Here is a 17,836-nt window from a genome sequence, read left to right as displayed (position 1 = left end):
TTCGGATGAACCATTCAGGAGAAGGTCTATTGATCTACCGACGGGGCAAAAAGTTGTTAACCGACTTTGAAACTCTCAGGTCTTGTTTACAAGTAGAACTGCATGGGGACGAATCTCTGGAGAGACTCCCTCTCGCTTTATATAGTGTAGAGGAAAACGAGCACCGAAGGAGCAAATCCGCTACTATAGCGGATAATCTCTCAGGTAAAAGGACAGAGACAAGCGAAAGAAAATGCCGATTTGTATCGGTTTATTTTTCTATCCCTTGTTTCTCCAGAGACCATTTCATTTACTTGAAGTGGTTTTTATTTTTTCTAAAAAAGGAGAATAAAGATGGAGACAGTAAGTAAAGTATTAGAACAAATCAATCACTATGTGTGGGGATTACCAACGTTGTTGTTACTCGTTGGTACTGGTATTATTCTCACAGTGCGTTTAAAAGGTTTACAGTTTAGTAAACTATTATACGCTCACAAACTAGCTTTTAAAAAATCAGAAGATACATCTTCCTCTGGAGATATTAGCCACTTCCAAGCACTTATGACAGCTATGGCGGCAACGATTGGTATGGGAAATATAGCTGGTGTTGCAACTGCTGTGACGATTGGTGGACCTGGTGCCATCTTTTGGATGTGGATTACTGCTTTGTTTGGTATGGCAACAAAATATGCCGAAGCAATTCTTGCGGTGAAATATCGTGTCAGTAATGAAAATGGTGAATATTCAGGTGGACCCATGTACTATTTAGAACGTGGTTTAGGTAAGAAATGGCTTGCAGTTTTATTTGCTATATTCGGTACAACTGCTTCTTTCGGTATCGGTAACATGGTGCAATCTAATTCAGTTGCAGAGGCAATGCGAATTAATTTCTCTTTCCCTCCTGCTTTAACTGGTATAGTAATGTCATTTTTAATCGCTATCGTTATTTTAGGCGGTGTAAAAAAAATCGGGAAAGTAACAGGATATGTTGTTCCTATTAAAGCTTTCTTTTATATCATTGCTGGTCTAATCATTATTTTCTATCACTACGATCAAATTCCTGAAGCATTTTCACTTATTTTTTCTGGTGCGTTTAATGGTACTGCAGCTGCTGGTGGTTTTATCGGTGCAACAGTTGCATCAGCTATTCAAATTGGAATGGCGCGCGGCGTATTTGCGAACGAAGCTGGTTTAGGGAGTGCCCCTATTGCCGCGGCGGCTGCAAAAACTGATTCCCCTGCAAAGCAAGCTTTAGTTTCAATGACTGGTACTTTTCTAGATACGTTTATTGTATGTACAATTACAGGGCTAGTATTAATTACTACAGGTGCATGGAAGTCTGGTAAAACTGGGGTTGAAGCTACAACACTTGCGTTTCAATCTGTATTCGGTACTGCTGGTAGTATGATTCTTGGTATCGCAATTATTTTATTTGCCTACTCTACTATTTTAGGCTGGTCGTATTACGGTGAGAAATGCGTGGCTTATTTATTTGGAGAAAGTGCTGTTAAATATTATAAAGCAATCTTTATTGTCATGATTGCTATTGGTGCGAATTTAAAATTAGGCATCGTATGGACATTTGCGGATATTGCAAATGGACTTATGGCGATTCCAAACTTAATTGGTCTTATTGGGTTAAGTGGTATTGTTGTTGCTGAAACGAATCGCTTTTTACAAGCAGAGAAATTGAAAGAAAATAATAAAAAACAGGCAAGTTAATCTATGAAAAAAGGAATGACTCATACATGATGAGCATTCCTTTTTTCATCCCCTCTTTCACTTTATTACTATCATTAAAAATATATTTATATCAATGTTTACTCCTTTTTATTCCTCCAAAAGTTTTTCATATAAATGTCATAAATCGTATGGTCTAACTATATAGTTGAAAAGGAATGCGACATTAAAGTGTCGCTGAAAAACTCATCCAAGAAAAGGGAGGAAAAATCTTTTGAAAAACAAAATCATTGTTTTCCTATCTGTTTTGTCATTTATTATTGGTGGTTTCTTCTTTAACACGAATACTTCAAGCGCTGAAACATCATCTACTGATTACGTTCCTAACCAATTAATCGTTAAGTTCAAGCAAAATGCATCTTTAAGTAATGTGCAATCTTTTCATAAATCTGTCGGAGCTAATGTCTTATCTAAAGATGATAAGTTAGGTTTTGAAGTCGTTCAATTTTCAAAAGGTACTGTAAAAGAAAAAATAAAGAGTTATAAAAATAATCCAGATGTGGAATATGCAGAACCGAATTATTACGTTCACGCCTTTTGGACTCCGAACGATCCATATTTTAAAAATCAATATGGATTACAAAAAATTCAAGCTCCACAAGCTTGGGATAGCCAACGAAGTGATCCTGGTGTAAAAGTAGCCATTATTGATACAGGAGTTCAAGGCTCACACCCTGATTTAGCTTCGAAAGTAATTTACGGGCATGATTATGTTGATAACGACAATACATCTGATGATGGTAATGGTCATGGTACACATTGCGCTGGAATTACTGGAGCACTTACGAATAACAGCGTCGGAATTGCTGGTGTTGCCCCACAAACTTCCATTTATGCTGTTCGCGTATTAGATAATCAAGGAAGTGGTACTCTCGATGCTGTAGCGCAAGGTATTCGAGAAGCTGCTGATTCGGGTGCAAAAGTAATTAGTTTAAGTTTAGGAGCTCCAAATGGTGGTACTGCATTACAACAAGCCGTTCAATATGCATGGAATAAAGGCTCTGTTATAGTTGCAGCTGCTGGAAATGCTGGAAATACAAAAGCTAATTACCCTGCTTATTACAGCGAAGTGATTGCAGTTGCTTCTACAGATCAATCAGATAAGAAATCTTCATTTTCTACTTATGGTAGCTGGGTTGATGTTGCAGCACCAGGTTCAAATATATATTCCACATATAAAGGAAGCACGTATCAATCATTAAGTGGTACATCTATGGCAACACCTCATGTCGCAGGAGTTGCTGCTCTTTTAGCAAATCAAGGATATAGCAATACACAAATTCGCCAAATTATTGAGTCTACTACAGATAAAATTAGTGGTACAGGTACGTACTGGAAAAATGGTAGAGTCAATGCATATAAGGCTGTACAATATGCGAAGCAATTACAAGAAAATAAAGCTTCTTAAGAAATAAAGTAAAACTTTAATCAGTTGATCTACCATTCATGCGGAATAAAATAGAAGGAGAGACTTCTACAACTAAAGCCTCTCCTTCTTATAAACTATATTACTCTCCCTGCTTTTTAACCATATGTAAATACAAAACAAAATCCATCATTGTCGACGAATGACCAAGTTGACGAATCATCGCTGTTATATTTCCTCTATGATATGTACCATGATTTACAACATGTTGTACTAACTCTAAAATTGAAGTTTCTAATTTTCCTGCATATGGATTCTCGATAACAAATACAGCATTCACATCTTGTATTGTACTTAAAAAGTCTTTATATTGATCTGCCATATTTTCAAACATTTTTTCTAATTCATGTAACGATTTGTTTTCCATTTGTTTTCGTAAATCTTCTCGGTCTTGTATTGCTTCATTCATACTTTTACCATGCAATATGTGTAACCACACTTGATCTGTAATATAAATATGGGCAAACGTATCCTTGATTGATGGAAATACGCTCTGCATCTGTTCAATAAAAATCGTCTCATAGTTTGGTAATTCTTTTAGTCGATTGAATAATCGTAGATTAGCCCAAGCATGGTAATCCACTTGTTTTAACATGTACTCTTTCAATCAAAATCGCCTCCTTATTGTATGAAACGAATAGTTTGTTTCTTTATTTCTGATTCTCTATCAGCTTTTGCAATTCCTTTTTCTTCAATTTCTTGTTTATTTATAGTTTTATATTTTACATACGTATGAAATTCCGTTTGAAATGGAAACGGTGTAATCCGAATTGTTTCCTTGTCCACCCATTCAGCTTGTATAGGTTTCTCCTCCTTACTATTAAACATTTCTGTTCCTTCAAAACCATCTTTAAACAAATCAATTTCCTCTTCCTTTTCTACACCTGGTTTATTCATACAGACATATAAAGAAAGTTCATCGCAAAACTTTAATAATCTATAATGTTTATCGAACATCGCAAATTGTTCTTTTGTTAGCGTCGTCAATATTCTTTTTTGTCGTTCTAATTCCCCTGTATAAAATGACATCATCTCTTCATCTTCCTCATTTAATGGAAATGATAAAAAATGCTTACTACAAAGTAATGCTCCGTATGGATTGGAATCCTCAATTTCATTCAAACCAATCGTATAAAAGACAAAACGTAATGAACTTGGACAATCCATAAATGTATATGGGATATTTTTAGCATCATTTAAAATTGGTACTTTATCAAGTTCTATCCATCCTCTATCATGCTCATATATTGCATCAATTGTCTCTTTTAAATATGTGTCATCTTCAAAAAAATCTTCTTTTATATGCTTTGCAATCTCTCCAGCTAAAAAACCATGATCATGTTGACGAATTAATGTACTTTCTTTCTCATCCTTTTCACGAAAAATCATCCGTATACTCCCCCTCATCCTCATATTATAGCGTTTTGTATGCATCATTTCTTAATTAATCCCTAATTATTAGCAGGGATTCAGTTTCCTGCAACGAAATTAACATAACTATATAGCATTCTTTCTAACAATATAAAGAGCTTTATCTTTCCTATCTATTATACTAAATCATTCATTCCAAAAAATTTTTTTATGAGGTGAAAACATGAACAAAACAGAATTAATTAAAAATGTCGCACAATCAGCTGATATTTCTCAAAAGGATGCTTCTGCAGCTGTACAATCTGTATTTGACACAATTGCTACTGCATTACAGTCTGGCGATAAAGTTCAATTAATCGGCTTTGGAACTTTTGAAGTGCGTGAAAGATCTGCTCGTACAGGACGTAATCCACAAACCGGCGAAGAAATTCAAATCGCTGCTGGTAAAGTTCCTGCATTTAAAGCAGGTAAAGAGTTAAAAGAAGCTGTGAAATAAACAAGAAACCAGCCATTTTATAGGCTGGTTTCTTGTTTTAATTTAGTAATTGCTTTATATTTTCTGCATGATACACCTCGCAAATATAAAATATGCATCTGCAGTTACTTACAATTTGATATTTTCTTGTTGGATACACATGCGCCGAAACAGAGCATCCATCGAACAATTCAATAATATTCCCAGAAGGCTGATATCCTTCATATAATACGTTCCTTCTTACTTCCATCTTTTCTATAAGTTTTTCAACTGGAATGTTTCCACTCTCTAGCTCCATCTTTATTGTATTTGGTAAAAACGAGGTATCCGCAAAAATGAGATTTTCAGATAATACTTTTCCTTTATAACCAACATTGGATACACGGTAAAGAAATGTTCCGTTTTTATCAAAGAAACTCTTTGCTTCTTTCGGGATATACTGTCTATCCAGCACCTCTTGTTCTAAAACATCAAACTGAACTGTATCATTCAATAACTTTTCTAAAGCATGAATAGATGATGTATCTCCAGAAAATAAAATATTTTTAATTGCTTGTACATTATAAGTGGATTCATTTGTTCTATTTTCCGCTACTAGCATGAGGAACACCTCTTCTATAAAGTATTTTATTAAACTTATTTATAATTTAAAAGCGCTACTGCATCCAGCTGTATGATTTCGGTGACTTCTTTACTACATATTGCAATTGAAGCTATATAATCTACACTTGGCCTTAAATCTCTCATCACTGTATTTTCTACTAACTCTTGTCTACCCTGAAAAACTAACAAGTTTGGAGGATCATTTGGAGCTGATATAGTAATATCCACTGGTGGAATCATTAGACCTTCACCTGTCGCTTTGAGCACAGCTTCCTTTCTAGTCCAATATGTTAAAAAACCTTCTATTTTTTGTTCATTAGGTAACTTCATAACTTGCGCTATTTCAATGTCGGTTAATACGCCTTCTGCCATTTTCATAACATCAACATCTAGATTCATTTGTTCAACATCAACGCCTACAGGTGCAGACTTTGTAAATGCAACTACAACCCACTCACCCGAATGTGAAACCGATAACTGCGGCATCCCCTCTGGTAATTGTGGTCTACCATGTTGTAACTTACATACTGGGCACATTCGATTAATTGGAACTTGAACTGGCGACATAGAAAGCATTTTACCTAGAACTAATCTACTAATTACACAGCCTATTATAAAACGGGCACGATCTGCCGAATGATGATATGAATTTGCTTTTTCTCGTTCAACATCATTTAGTAAATTGTAATGCCATGATTGTAAATCCGAAATCCTTCCCCACCATATTTGACAATCATTCTCATTCAAAATTGGTATAGAATCTACAACTTTACTTTCTATCATGTAAACTCTCTCCTTCTAAATACCCAATGTAGATTAATTCCAAAATACTATTACCAAACTTATTCATTGACAATTTCTTTCTCTTTTTGTAATACAGGTAACGGTTTTTTCTTCTTTTTTGACATTACCTCTTTATCAGAAATACGTAAAGAAAATAGTAATGCTACGAGTAAAAATATTGCTGATCCAATTAATGCTGCTTGATATGGCAATAAATCTGAATGAGTATTATGTTGTACACTGCTATTTCCAAAACCGGCTAGTATACTAGCTAAAACAGCAACTCCTATCGCTGAACCTAATCGATTTTGCACATTAAATATAGTAGTTGCTCTCCCCATAGAAGGCGGCGTTATATTGTTAAATGCAGAAAATTGAGCTGCTCCAACTGATTGGCCTAAGAAAATACCTATGCCAAACAATAATACCCGTATTTGCCAAGGGTTCGTATCGTGATTTACAAAACTTAATAAAATAAAGATAATCGCCGTACAAATTAACCCTATAGAAATTACCTTACGAGCTCCTAATTTCTTATATGACCATGGTACGATCTGTGACGATATCATTAATCCAATGGCCTCTGGGAATGTAGTAAGGCCTGATTCCAGTGCGGATACCCCTATTACATTTTGATACATAAGCGGAAAAACAAATAACATTCCTAGTAAACCAGCTGAAGAAAACAATGAAATAAGACTCATTTTTCTAAAGACTGGTTCTTTTAATAAGTTTAAATCTAGCATCGGTTGCTTTACTTTAAGTTCTACAATGATAAACAGTGTAATAAATACAATCCCAGCTATTCCAGTACTTATAACCTCTGTAGAAATCCAGCCTCTTGATGGTCCTTGACTGAGCGCATAGATTAGCATCGAAAACCCTGGTGCTGAAAGAATAAAACCGAGAGAATCAAAGCGACCAGCTGATTTTTCAATATGCTCTTTTAAAAATAGTAGACCGAATAGCAATGCTATGATTCCGAACGGTACATTAATATAAAATGCCCAGTGCCAAGACATTTGATCTACAAAAAAGCCCCCAATAATTGGTCCTACTGCCGGTGCGACAGCAATTGGCAACACAATAAATCTTGAAATTTTCGGCCTTTCCTCCGGTGAAAATGTTCGGAATAACATCGCCATCCCAACTGGTGTTAAAAGCCCCCCTCCAGCACCTTGCATAATGCGAAAAAGATTCAATGAAGTAATATCGTTCGCTATTCCACATAATGCAGACGCAGTTGTAAATACGAAAAGAGCGGCTAGAAATACCCTTTTCGTACCGAAGCGATCTCCTAACCAACCAGAAATCGGAAGGAAAACGGCTAAGCTAACTAAATACCCAACATTAACAGTCCCCATTGCAGATGGAGGTACTTGTAATTCTTTACTTATTGTTTGGAGTGCTACATTCACAATTGTTGCATCCATCGCAGCCATAAACATCGCTGTTATATATACGATGCTTACAACTACTTTTGGATTTATTTTTGCCTTCATTATCGTTTTCCTACTAATATTTTTTCGCCAACTTCATTACTTTTTGGATTCAAATCTTCCCAGTTATTTTCAACATATTGTAAACAATCATTTCTACTAGCCTCTTCATGTACAATATTCCAACCAATAGGTACATCAAGAAAGATAGGCCAGAGAGAATACTGGCCCTCCTCATTTTTTAATACTCTATATGTGTAATTATCATTTTCAAATGGATTCGTCATACTGTACTTACCCCTTTCTTATTCTGCAAATATTTTGCTAATACTTGTCCAATTTCTGTAAGTGGTCCTGGTTGACATAAATCTTTATGTCTACAATCAATATCGTATTGCACAATTTGCCCATCTAAATAATTTAGCCACGTATTTGGAGAAATAGGAGTAAACCAGTCTGGTATAACAGTAGATCTAAAGAATAAAATATCTCCGTTATAAACTTTCGGTACATATTTCCCTAACAATCCTACTGAATTTACATATGTTTCTTTCAAGTTCAAAATCGTCTCTTCTTCAAGACTTGCTAATGCACTTCCATCTTTACGAAGGATTTCAACTGCACTTTCCATCGTAAGTGGTTTACCATCCATGTTATCTGGATCGTATCCCCCTAAAGCCAGTAATGCGATTAATGCTTCTTCTTCAGTAGGTGCTTCCGTATTCGGTAAAAAGTGACCAGGATAAGAATCTAGCATAACGAGTAAGTCTACTTCTTCCCCTTCATTTTGCAGTTGCGCCGCCATTGCATGCACAACATTTCCTCCAAGTGACCAACCGAGTAAACGATATGGTCCGTGAGGCTGTACTTCACGAACGTGTTTTAAATAATCCGCTGCCATTTCCTCTAAACTTTTTGGAAGTTCTTCATTTTTAGCGATACCACGTGCTTGGACACCGTAGATTGGATAATTTGTTCCTAAAGATTTCATAAGTCCTGCATAGCACCAACTTAATCCACCTGCTGGGTGTACACAAAATAGTGGCAATTGGTCTCCGCTTACTCGTAATGGAAGCAACACATCGAGTGCACTTTGTCCATTTCCCACTTCAAGTCTTTCAGCAAGACCTGCAACAGTAGGTGCTGCAAATAAAGTTCCGATATTTAATTCGATCCCAAGTGCTTCTTTAATACGGCTCATAAGCTGCACTGCAAGAAGTGAATGGCCACCTAGATCAAAGAATCCGTCATCAATTCCAATTTGCGGCACACTTAAAACTTCTGTAAACAAGTCACATAACATTTCTTCTTGCGGTGTTCTTGGCCCACGACTAGAAGCTGATGCGATAAATTCTGGAGCCGGCAATGCCTTTCTATCTAATTTACCGTTTGGAGTTAATGGCAACTCATTTACTACTACAAAAGCGTATGGAACCATGTAATCTGGTAAACTACTTCCAGCAAATTGGCGCATTTCATTCGTATCAATCATTTCATTATTTGATGCGACGATATAAGAAACTAATCGTTTATCCCCTGGTTGATCTTCCCGTACAATAACGGCTACTTGCTCAACTGTAGGGTGTTTCATTATGACTGCTTCTATTTCCCCTAATTCAATTCGGAATCCGCGAATTTTTATTTGATGATCTGCGCGTCCTATATAATCTAGCGTCCCATCTTGACGCCAACGTGCTAAGTCTCCAGTACGATACATTCTTGTACCCGGCTTGCCAAATGGATCTGCAATAAAACGTTCTGCAGTTAAACCTGCTCTTCCTAAATATCCACGAGCAAGCCCAGCACCTGCAACATACATTTCTCCAACTACTCCAGGTGGCACTGGTTGTAAATAATGATCTAATACGTATACTTTAAGGTCAGGTATACTGCACCCAATTAAACTATTTGCTCGTAAAGAAACGGTACTCTCATCTAGCTCAATATAACTAACATGTACTGTCGTCTCAGTAATACCGTACATATTAATAAGCTTCGGTGCGTTATGAGGATGTCGACTATACCAATCTTCTAATCGACTTAGCTCAAGTGCTTCACCTCCAAAAACAACATATCGTAAAGATAATTGTTGGCCAATTTCTTCATTTTCACGATCTGCTTGCATCAATTGATAGAATGCTGATGGAGTTTGGTTTAAAACAGTTACCTTTTCTTTAACAAGAAGCTGTAAAAATTCTTTCGGCGATCGACTTACAGTATGTGGAACTACAACTAAACGCCCTCCATATAATAAAGGTCCCCAAATTTCCCAAACCGAGAAATCAAAAGCATATGAATGGAACATCGTCCACACATCGTTTCCATCAAACTGGAACCAATGATCAGTTGCTCCTAAAAGTCTTACTACATTTTGATGAGGTATCATAACGCCTTTCGGTCTACCTGTTGAACCTGATGTATAAATAACGTAAGCAATATGTGATGGAGTTAATGGCTTCACGCGCTCCATTTCATCAATATTGTCTTCACTATGTTTCTCAATTTCTTCTATTACTTTTACATTATCAACTAAAACTTTTAGTGCTTCATTACATTCAATTTCCACTTCTGAATTTGTTAAAACACATGATGGTTTCGCATCGTGTAGCATAAACGAAATACGGTCTGCTGGGTAATCTGAATCTAACGGAAGGTATCCAGCACCAGCTTTAAGAACAGCTAATAAGCTTACAACCATATTTAATGATCTTGGCATCGCTAAAGCAACGAGTTGATCAGGACCAATTCCTTTTGCTATTAGGAATCGAGCTATTTTATTTGCTTTTCTATTTAACTCTTCATAAGTTAATTTCTTATTTTCAAAGACGACAGCAATAGCATTTGGATTAATATGAACCTGCTTTTCAAATAATTGTGGCAATGTCATGTCTGGTGCAATTTGAAAACCACCATTCCACTTTTCTAACACTGTATTTTTCTCTGCTAAAGTTAATATTTCTAATCTGCCAATGGATTGATCTGGATTTGTCGCCGCATCATCTAATAACAAAATGAATCGTTCTATTAGTTTTTGAACCGTTTCATGTTTATATAAATCGGTACTAAACTCTAGTAATCCATGTAAACCGTTCGGAGTACCATCAACCCCGTTACTCTCACTAATTTCAAATGTTAAATCAAACTTCGCAGAGCCAACACTTTGAATTTCAAGTCTCGCTTCTATATCCGGGACATCAAAGATTGCTTCTGGCGTATTTTGGAAAGCTAACATAACTTGAAATAGCGGATGACTATTTCGAGTACGCACCGGGTTTAACACTTCAACGAGTCGTTCAAATGGAACATCTTGATTTTCATAAGCTGCAAGATTTGCCTGCTTCACTCTATTTAATAATTCTTTAAAACTTGGATCTCCTGAAGTATTTGTACGTAACACTAATGTATTTACAAATAAACCAACAATATCTGAAAGTACATCATCATTTCTTCCAGCAATCGGACTTCCAATTGGTATATCAGTGCCTGCACCTAATCTTGTAAATAGCGCACTTAGTCCTGCTTGCAATACCATAAACAAACTAACTCCGTTTTTCCGTGCGAGCTCTACTAACCTACTATGCATACCTGCATCTATATGAAAATGAATTGTTTCTCCTCTGTAACTCGTTTCCATTGGACGCTGATAATCTGTAGGTAACTCCAATTGATCTGGTAATCCCTTTAACTCTTTCTTCCAAAAATCTAATTGTGTTGAAATGAGACTTTCTTGTGTAGTTTCATCCCCTAACAATTGCTGTTGCCAAAGTGCATAATCTGCGTATTGAACTGGAAGTGTTTCCAGCTGTACGCTGTCACCTTGACATCGTGCTTTATATGCCGTTGTAAAGTCTCTCGTTAACGGTTGTAATGACCAGCCATCCCCTACAATATGGTGCAATAGAATTAGCAATACATGTTCGTTTTCATTCACTGTAAATAGTTGCAAACGAACTGCTGGCTCAACATCAAGGTTAAAGCTATATCTTATCGCTTCTGCAAGCACACTTTCTAATTCCTCTTTACATATTTTTGTTTTAATCATTTCTAGATTTAAATCTTCTATATCTAAAATTTTCTGATAGGAACTACCTAATACGTTAGGGAAAATTGTTCTCAGTGTTTCATGTTTCTCGACTACATCATAAAAGGCACCTTGTAATGCTTCCTCATTTAACTTTCCAGACAAACGAATGACTAACGGAATATTATAAGTAGGGCTTGGACCTTCTAAACAATGTAAGAACCATAACCTACGCTGTGCAAATGAAAGTGGAACTTCACTTGGTCTACTTACTTTCTTAATAGTTGGTCTAGCATTTTTTGCTTGATCCAATTGCTTCGCTAGTTCAGCAACAGTTGGCGATTCAAATAGTTTTCCAATTCCTAATTCAACACTTAACGTTTCACGAATTCTTGCCATTAAACGCGATGCAAGAAGCGAATGGCCACCCATTTCAAAGAAATTATCATCAATGCTAATACGAGAAACATCAAGTACTTCTGCAAATAAATCACATAATATTTCTTCTTTCGGATTTCTAGCAACTCTCTCATTGTTCATGCCATTAAAATCAGGCGCAGGTAATTTCTTTCTATCAACCTTTCCATTTGGTGTTAATGGTAATTCTTCTAGCAATACAAGTGCTGATGGTACCATATAATTCGCTAAACTTTCTGAAACATAAGAACGAATTTCTGAAAGATGAATCGTTTCCTTCTCTTCGGCAACAATATAAGCAATGATTCGTTTATCATTTGGGCGGTCTTCTCGTACCATTACTACTGCTTGCTTAATATTTTCATGGCGTTGTAATACCATTTCAATTTCAGCTAATTCAATTCGAAAACCACGAATTTTAATTTGATGATCTGCGCGGTTCATGTACTCTAAAACACCATCACTGCGCCATTTTACTAGATCACCTGTACGGTACATGCGCTGCCCTGGTTTTCCATAAGGATTTGCAACAAACCGTTCAGCTGTTAACTCTGGTTTTCCTAAATATCCGCTTGCAAGTCCTTCCCCTGCAATATATAATTCACCAATAACTCCAGGTGGAACTGGTTGTAACCCTGCATCCAATACATACACTTCTGTATTGCAAATTGGCTTTCCGATAGGAGGTATCCCCTTTTCACTTTTATCAATGTTCATGAAGGTAGACCAAATCGTCGTTTCAGTTGGTCCATATAAATTAGTTATTGAGCAGCCTAATTCTCTTAATTTATTTGCTAAATGCCCTGGAAGAGCTTCACCACCAACGAGCACATTTAGCCCTTGTATCCTCTCTGGATATTCAGTTACTAACGCCTGCCAGAGCGTCGGTGTAGCTTGCATAATTGTCACTCTTTCTTCTTGTAACAGCGCCGTTAACACCGAAGGTTCTTGAATTACCTCTTTTGGAGCAATTGTTATACTTGCACCGCTAATAAGAGGTAAATAAATTTCTAGAGCAGAAATATCGAACGCAAATGTTGTAACTGCTAATAAATGATCATGTTCATGTAACGAAAACTTTTGTTGCATAGCCATTAAAAAGTTACTTAAACCTCTCATAGGAACAATTACACCTTTTGGGTTACCCGTTGAGCCTGAAGTATATATTGTATAGGCTGGGTTTAAAAGTGATACATCATTCTTACATTCTATATTCATACGAGAATATGTATGTAATGCTAGTTTCGTTTCTTCGTCATCTAATACAATTTTTTTCATATCATTTTCTATAACTAACTTAGATGAAACAGATGAATGTGTTATGATACAAACTGATTTTGCATCATTTACTATATAATGTATTCGTTCAGCTGGATATTCTGGATCTATCGGTAAATACGCTGCACCAGCCTTTAAAACTGCTAGCATACTAGTTACCATTTCTATTGATCTTGGAAATACTAAAGCTACAAACTGATTTGGTCGTATTCCTTCTTCTACTAAATAATGTGCTAGTTCATTCGCTCGTTCATTTAGCTCTTTATACGTAAAGTTTACACCGTCACAAGTAATCGCTAGTTTATTTGGAGTTTTTTGCACTTGTTTTTCAAATGATATAGGTAGACTGATTAACTCATCGTCTTCCTTCGTTTTATTCCATTCCAATAAAACTTTATGATTTTCTTCAGGAAGAGTAATATTTATTTTTCCAATCGACTCGTCTTTTTGATAAGCATTTATCATTAATTCTAATAATTGCATAAATCTTTCTTTATGCAATGCTAGCTCCACACCATTATATACTTCCGGATTCGCATCAAAATGAATCATTAGCTCATTTTGATCAAAACGTTTATATACATTTATTGATAAATCATCGACAGGTCCTGCTGATAAATTATGTGTAATACCACGATTCCCACCAAAGTTAAGCCCGTAATCAAAAGGCATAACATTCACTAACGGTCCAAATAATCTTTGATTTTCACCTAATAACTTTAAGTCTCTTCTTAATTCCTCATGACGGTATTTATGATGGCGACGTACATCTTGGATTTCTTTAGAAACTTGCTGTAATAATTCTACGAGAGTTATATTTGGAGTTACAGTAAGACGAAGTGGTACTAAATTCATTACCATACTCGGTGTATGAATAGATGCAGAACCTAGACGCCCCATCATCGGTAAACCTAAAACAATATCATTTTCACCTGTTAATTTATGCATATAAATACTTGTTACAGCGACAATGAATTCCGGCCAACTTGTTAACGAAATATTGATATTTTCTAGTAAAGTTTTCGTACTAGAACTAGATAAATAAGCTGTTTCACGTAAAAATCCATTTGATGTTCTCGGTGCTCGTTCTGCCAAACTTACAACTTCTGGTTCATTCGCAAATTTTTCTAACCAAAAAGCACGATCTTCCTGAAATTGTTTAGACTCACGATATTCCATATCTTCTTGCACAACTTTTGCAAGAGAACCAAATGTCTTTTCATTCTTGTTTGTTTCTTCTATAAGTGATGTATACTCATTCGCTACCTTTTGGCTAAGAAGTGAAAATCCATAGCCATCCATCACAATGTGATGGATGCGCTGATACCAAAAGAAACGATTATTTTCAACTTGAATAAGTGCTTCAGTAAATAAAGTATCTGTTTTCAAATCGACTGGCATAGATAAATCATTTTTCATCCATGCTTTAGCAGCCTCTTCAGGATTTTCTTCTTTACGAACGTCAATAAAATGCATATGAAACTGTGATTCTTCAATAACTTGCCATGGGCCAATTTCATCCTCTTCGAAGCGAACATGAAGTGCTTCTGCTTCCATTACAACTTTACGTACAGCTAATTCAAAAATGTCTTGATGAATATTTCCGTTTATTTCTACATATTCCCCAGTATTATAAATTGGATTAAGTGGATCTAATTTTTGCGCAAACCACATACCAGTCTGCGCAGATGATAACGAATGACGAACCTTTTGACTATTAGGCATTCTTTACTACCCCTTTATTATGTAGTCTATATTAAAGTACACGTTCTGTTTGCGGAGATAATAAGCGGTACCAATCCACAATGGTTGGGTTCTCTGCTAAATCCGCAAAAGTGATTTCTTTCCCTTCGCGACGCCACTTCTCTACTAAACTCATAATTCTGACCGAATCAAGTCCTCTATTTAATAAATCTTCATCCGTCTCAACACTCTCTACCGGTTCGCGAAGTAATTGTGCAACTAGTTCATGTACTTCCTGTAAAGTGATTCCTTTACTCTCATCACCTTTTGCACTTTGTAAATCTTTTAACAGTAAGTTAGTTGATGTCGTTACTGCACATCTATTAGATGCATACGCTAACGCTTGTTTATGATGCTCTAGTGAAAAATCAGCAACTGCATCCGCTACAAAGAACGGCTGAATTCCATCCATAAATGCTTCACAAGCTGTTAAAAGGCAGCCAATATGCGCATAAATACCGCAAATAATGAGTTGATCTCTTCCTTGTTCATGTAAAATTTCTAATAGATTTGTCTTTTTAAATGCACTATATCTCCATTTTGTTAAGAATATATCATCCTCATTAGGAGAAAGTTCATCGACAATCTTCTTTTTATCTGGTCCAGCAGGAATACCGTCACCCCAGAAGTCTTGTAATAATCCTCGTTGTTCTAGTGTTTGTCCACCTGGTTGTGCTGTATAAACAACTGGTATACCAAGTTCCTTACATTTTTCTCTTATCACCTTAATATTTGAAATGAGTTCTACTTTTGGCGATTCTTTATCGCTATATGCATCAAGAAAATATTCTTGCATGTCATGGATTAAAAGAACCGCACGTTTTGGATCCGGCGTCCAGTTCACTTTATTTTTTGGTAGTTCGGATTCAACTGGCATTTTGTATACTGAAATAGATGGGATAGCCATCTAATCACTTCCTTCCGGTTTTTATTATTGTTTTACTGTAATAAGTTTTTCAGCAATGACTTTACGTAATTCTTTTTTGCTTACCTTTCCAACGCCTGTTTGCGGGAATGATTCAATAAATTCAATTCGATCTGGAATCTTATAAGCTGCTATACCACGCTCTCTTAAAAATTTTTTTAATTCACTTACTGCCGGAGCTTGTCCGCGAGCTATTACAAATGCACAAGTACGTTCTCCTAAATAGTCATCAGGCATCGATACAATTGCTACATCATGCACTGCATCATGTGCTAATAAATGATTTTCCACTTCTTCCGCAGCAACTTTCTCACCACCACGGTTAATTTGATCTTTATCTCTTCCTTCTACTATGATGTAACCTTGTTCATTTACTTTTACAAGATCACCTGTGCGATAAAATCCATCCTTTGTAAATGATCGTGCATTATGCTCTTCTGCTTTATAATAACCACGAATTGTATATGGCCCTCGCGTTAATAAACTACCTACCTCCCCAGGTTTTACATCGTTGTCGTTCTCATCAACAACCCTTATTTCATCCAATGTAGACATCGGTCTACCTTGCGTATGAATAATAATTTCTTCAGGATCATTTAATCTTGTGTAATTGACTAAACCTTCTGCCATACCGAATACTTGCTGTAACGTACATCCAAATGTAGGGCGTATACGTTTTGCAACCTCAGCGCTAAATTTCGCACCACCTACTTGAATCACTTCTAGGCTCGATAAATCATTATTACGAGAAGATGCAGCATCAAGCCATATCATTGCTAATGGTGGAACGAGAGCAGTAATCGTAACTTTTTCTTTTTCAATAAGTGCAAATGCCTCATCTGGACTACCTCCAGTTGCCAGCACTACTTTTCCACCCGCATAGAAAGTTCCAAATGTTCCAGGAGAGCTCATCGGGTAATTATGTGCTACTGGAAGAACGGCCATATAGACACTCTTTGCACTTAAATTACAAATTTCAGCGCTAACACGTAAACTATAAATATAATCATCATGCGTTCGAGGAATTAATTTAGAAAGTCCTGTTGTCCCCCCTGATAATTGGAGAAACGCAACATCACTTGGCTGAACTTCTGGTAATGGAACGGAATCTATATATAAATCACTTATGTTCACAAATTCTTCTTCTTCTCCCACTACAATTACATGTTGTAAAGTTGGCACTTTCTCTTTCACTTCTCTTGCTAGTTTTCGATAATCAAAACCGAGAGCTTTATCTGAAATAACGTAAGCACTCGCCTCACTAAACTCACAAAAATAACTAATTTCACTGCTTCGATGTGAAGGTAATGCAAAAACAGGAAGTGCCCCAATTCGAAATAGCGCAAAACATACTTCGAAAAACTCAATAACGTTAGGTAGCTGGATTACAACTCGATCCTCTTGCTTTATTCCTAAATTCAGTAGCCCTGAAGCTAATCGATCTACTTTTTTATCAAACTCACTATACGTAATATGCGTATTACCACTTACAACTGCAATTTGATCGCCATATTTTTCAGCTCGCTCTCTTAACATCCCGCCAAATGTTTCCCCAAGCCAACACCCTTCCTCTCGATAACGATCAGCAAATTCTTTTGGCCATTTTGTATAACCTGTTAGCATTCTTTCTGCCCCC

General features: G+C 36.3%; 12 protein-coding genes and 1 riboswitch. Of the genes, 3 read left to right on the top strand and 9 right to left on the bottom strand.

Features of this window, described 5'->3' with window-relative positions; genetic code table 11:
• Nucleotides 1–106 precede the first annotated feature (106 nt).
• Nucleotides 107–226, top strand: a riboswitch (glycine riboswitch).
• A 107-nt stretch (nt 227–333) separates the two neighbouring features.
• Together ACTFSI_RS15995 and ACTFSI_RS15990 are read left to right on the top strand one after the other, a co-directional pair.
• Nucleotides 334–1,701, top strand: coding sequence for an alanine/glycine:cation symporter family protein (locus ACTFSI_RS15995; protein WP_000451019.1), 1,368 nt, complete (start codon nt 334–336; stop codon nt 1,699–1,701).
• Nucleotides 1,702–1,933: 232 nt separating this feature from the next.
• Nucleotides 1,934–3,127 carry a S8 family peptidase gene (locus ACTFSI_RS15990; RefSeq protein WP_044791065.1) on the top strand — a complete coding sequence of 398 codons (1,194 nt, stop codon included), beginning with the start codon at nt 1,934–1,936 and terminating at the stop codon, nt 3,125–3,127.
• A gap of 100 nt (nt 3,128–3,227) precedes the next feature.
• On the opposite strand, the gene ACTFSI_RS15985 is transcribed toward ACTFSI_RS15990, so the two are convergent.
• Both ACTFSI_RS15985 and ACTFSI_RS15980 read right to left on the bottom strand, forming a co-directional pair.
• A complete protein-coding gene (locus ACTFSI_RS15985) occupies nt 3,228–3,752 on the bottom strand; it encodes a DinB family protein (RefSeq protein ID WP_440045484.1) in 525 nt (174 codons plus the stop codon).
• A gap of 14 nt (nt 3,753–3,766) precedes the next feature.
• Nucleotides 3,767–4,534: a DUF3891 family protein gene (locus ACTFSI_RS15980; RefSeq protein WP_000577275.1), complete on the bottom strand. Its 768-nt coding sequence runs from the start codon at nt 4,532–4,534 to the stop codon at nt 3,767–3,769.
• A 205-nt stretch (nt 4,535–4,739) separates the two neighbouring features.
• Here ACTFSI_RS15980 and ACTFSI_RS15975 point away from each other — a divergent pair, with 205 nt between their 5' ends.
• The gene (locus ACTFSI_RS15975; RefSeq protein ID WP_001043907.1) at nt 4,740–5,012 is read left to right on the top strand and encodes an HU family DNA-binding protein; all 273 of its coding nucleotides are present in this window, start codon (nt 4,740–4,742) and stop codon (nt 5,010–5,012) included.
• A 37-nt stretch (nt 5,013–5,049) separates the two neighbouring features.
• On the opposite strand, the gene ACTFSI_RS15970 is transcribed toward ACTFSI_RS15975, so the two are convergent.
• Genes ACTFSI_RS15970 through ACTFSI_RS15940 form a run of 7 tightly spaced genes read right to left on the bottom strand, consistent with a single transcriptional unit; the run spans nt 5,050 to nt 17,823 of the window.
• Entirely contained in the window at nt 5,050–5,592 is a 543-nt protein-coding gene (locus ACTFSI_RS15970) for a cold-shock protein (protein WP_440045483.1), read from the bottom strand.
• Nucleotides 5,593–5,627: 35 nt separating this feature from the next.
• Nucleotides 5,628–6,377: a 4'-phosphopantetheinyl transferase Sfp gene (gene sfp / locus ACTFSI_RS15965; protein ID WP_440045482.1), complete on the bottom strand. Its 750-nt coding sequence runs from the start codon at nt 6,375–6,377 to the stop codon at nt 5,628–5,630.
• Nucleotides 6,378–6,436: 59 nt separating this feature from the next.
• Nucleotides 6,437–7,879 (bottom strand): MDR family MFS transporter, encoded by a 1,443-nt coding sequence (locus ACTFSI_RS15960; protein ID WP_440045481.1) that lies wholly within the window; start codon nt 7,877–7,879, stop codon nt 6,437–6,439.
• On the bottom strand, nt 7,879–8,103 hold the full coding sequence (locus tag ACTFSI_RS15955; RefSeq protein ID WP_000184076.1) for an MbtH family protein: 225 nt from the start codon (nt 8,101–8,103) through the stop codon (nt 7,879–7,881). The genes ACTFSI_RS15960 and ACTFSI_RS15955 overlap by 1 nt, the downstream gene beginning before the upstream one ends.
• On the bottom strand, nt 8,100–15,257 hold the full coding sequence (locus ACTFSI_RS15950; protein WP_440045480.1) for an amino acid adenylation domain-containing protein: 7,158 nt from the start codon (nt 15,255–15,257) through the stop codon (nt 8,100–8,102). Before ACTFSI_RS15950 ends, ACTFSI_RS15955 begins: the two co-directional genes overlap by 4 nt.
• 31 nt (nt 15,258–15,288) lie before the next feature.
• Nucleotides 15,289–16,182: an isochorismatase family protein gene (locus tag ACTFSI_RS15945; RefSeq protein WP_440045479.1), complete on the bottom strand. Its 894-nt coding sequence runs from the start codon at nt 16,180–16,182 to the stop codon at nt 15,289–15,291.
• Between the two features lie 24 nt (nt 16,183–16,206).
• Entirely contained in the window at nt 16,207–17,823 is a 1,617-nt protein-coding gene (locus ACTFSI_RS15940; RefSeq protein WP_440045478.1) for a (2,3-dihydroxybenzoyl)adenylate synthase, read from the bottom strand.
• Nucleotides 17,824–17,836: the final 13 nt, after the last annotated feature.

It is taken from the genome of Bacillus cereus group sp. MYBK101-2, assembly GCF_051918845.1.
GTDB classification, from domain to species: Bacteria; Bacillota; Bacilli; order Bacillales; family Bacillaceae_G; genus Bacillus_A; species Bacillus_A paranthracis.
Note: the sequence above shows the minus strand (reverse complement) of the source record. Positions and strands in the feature narration are given on the sequence as shown.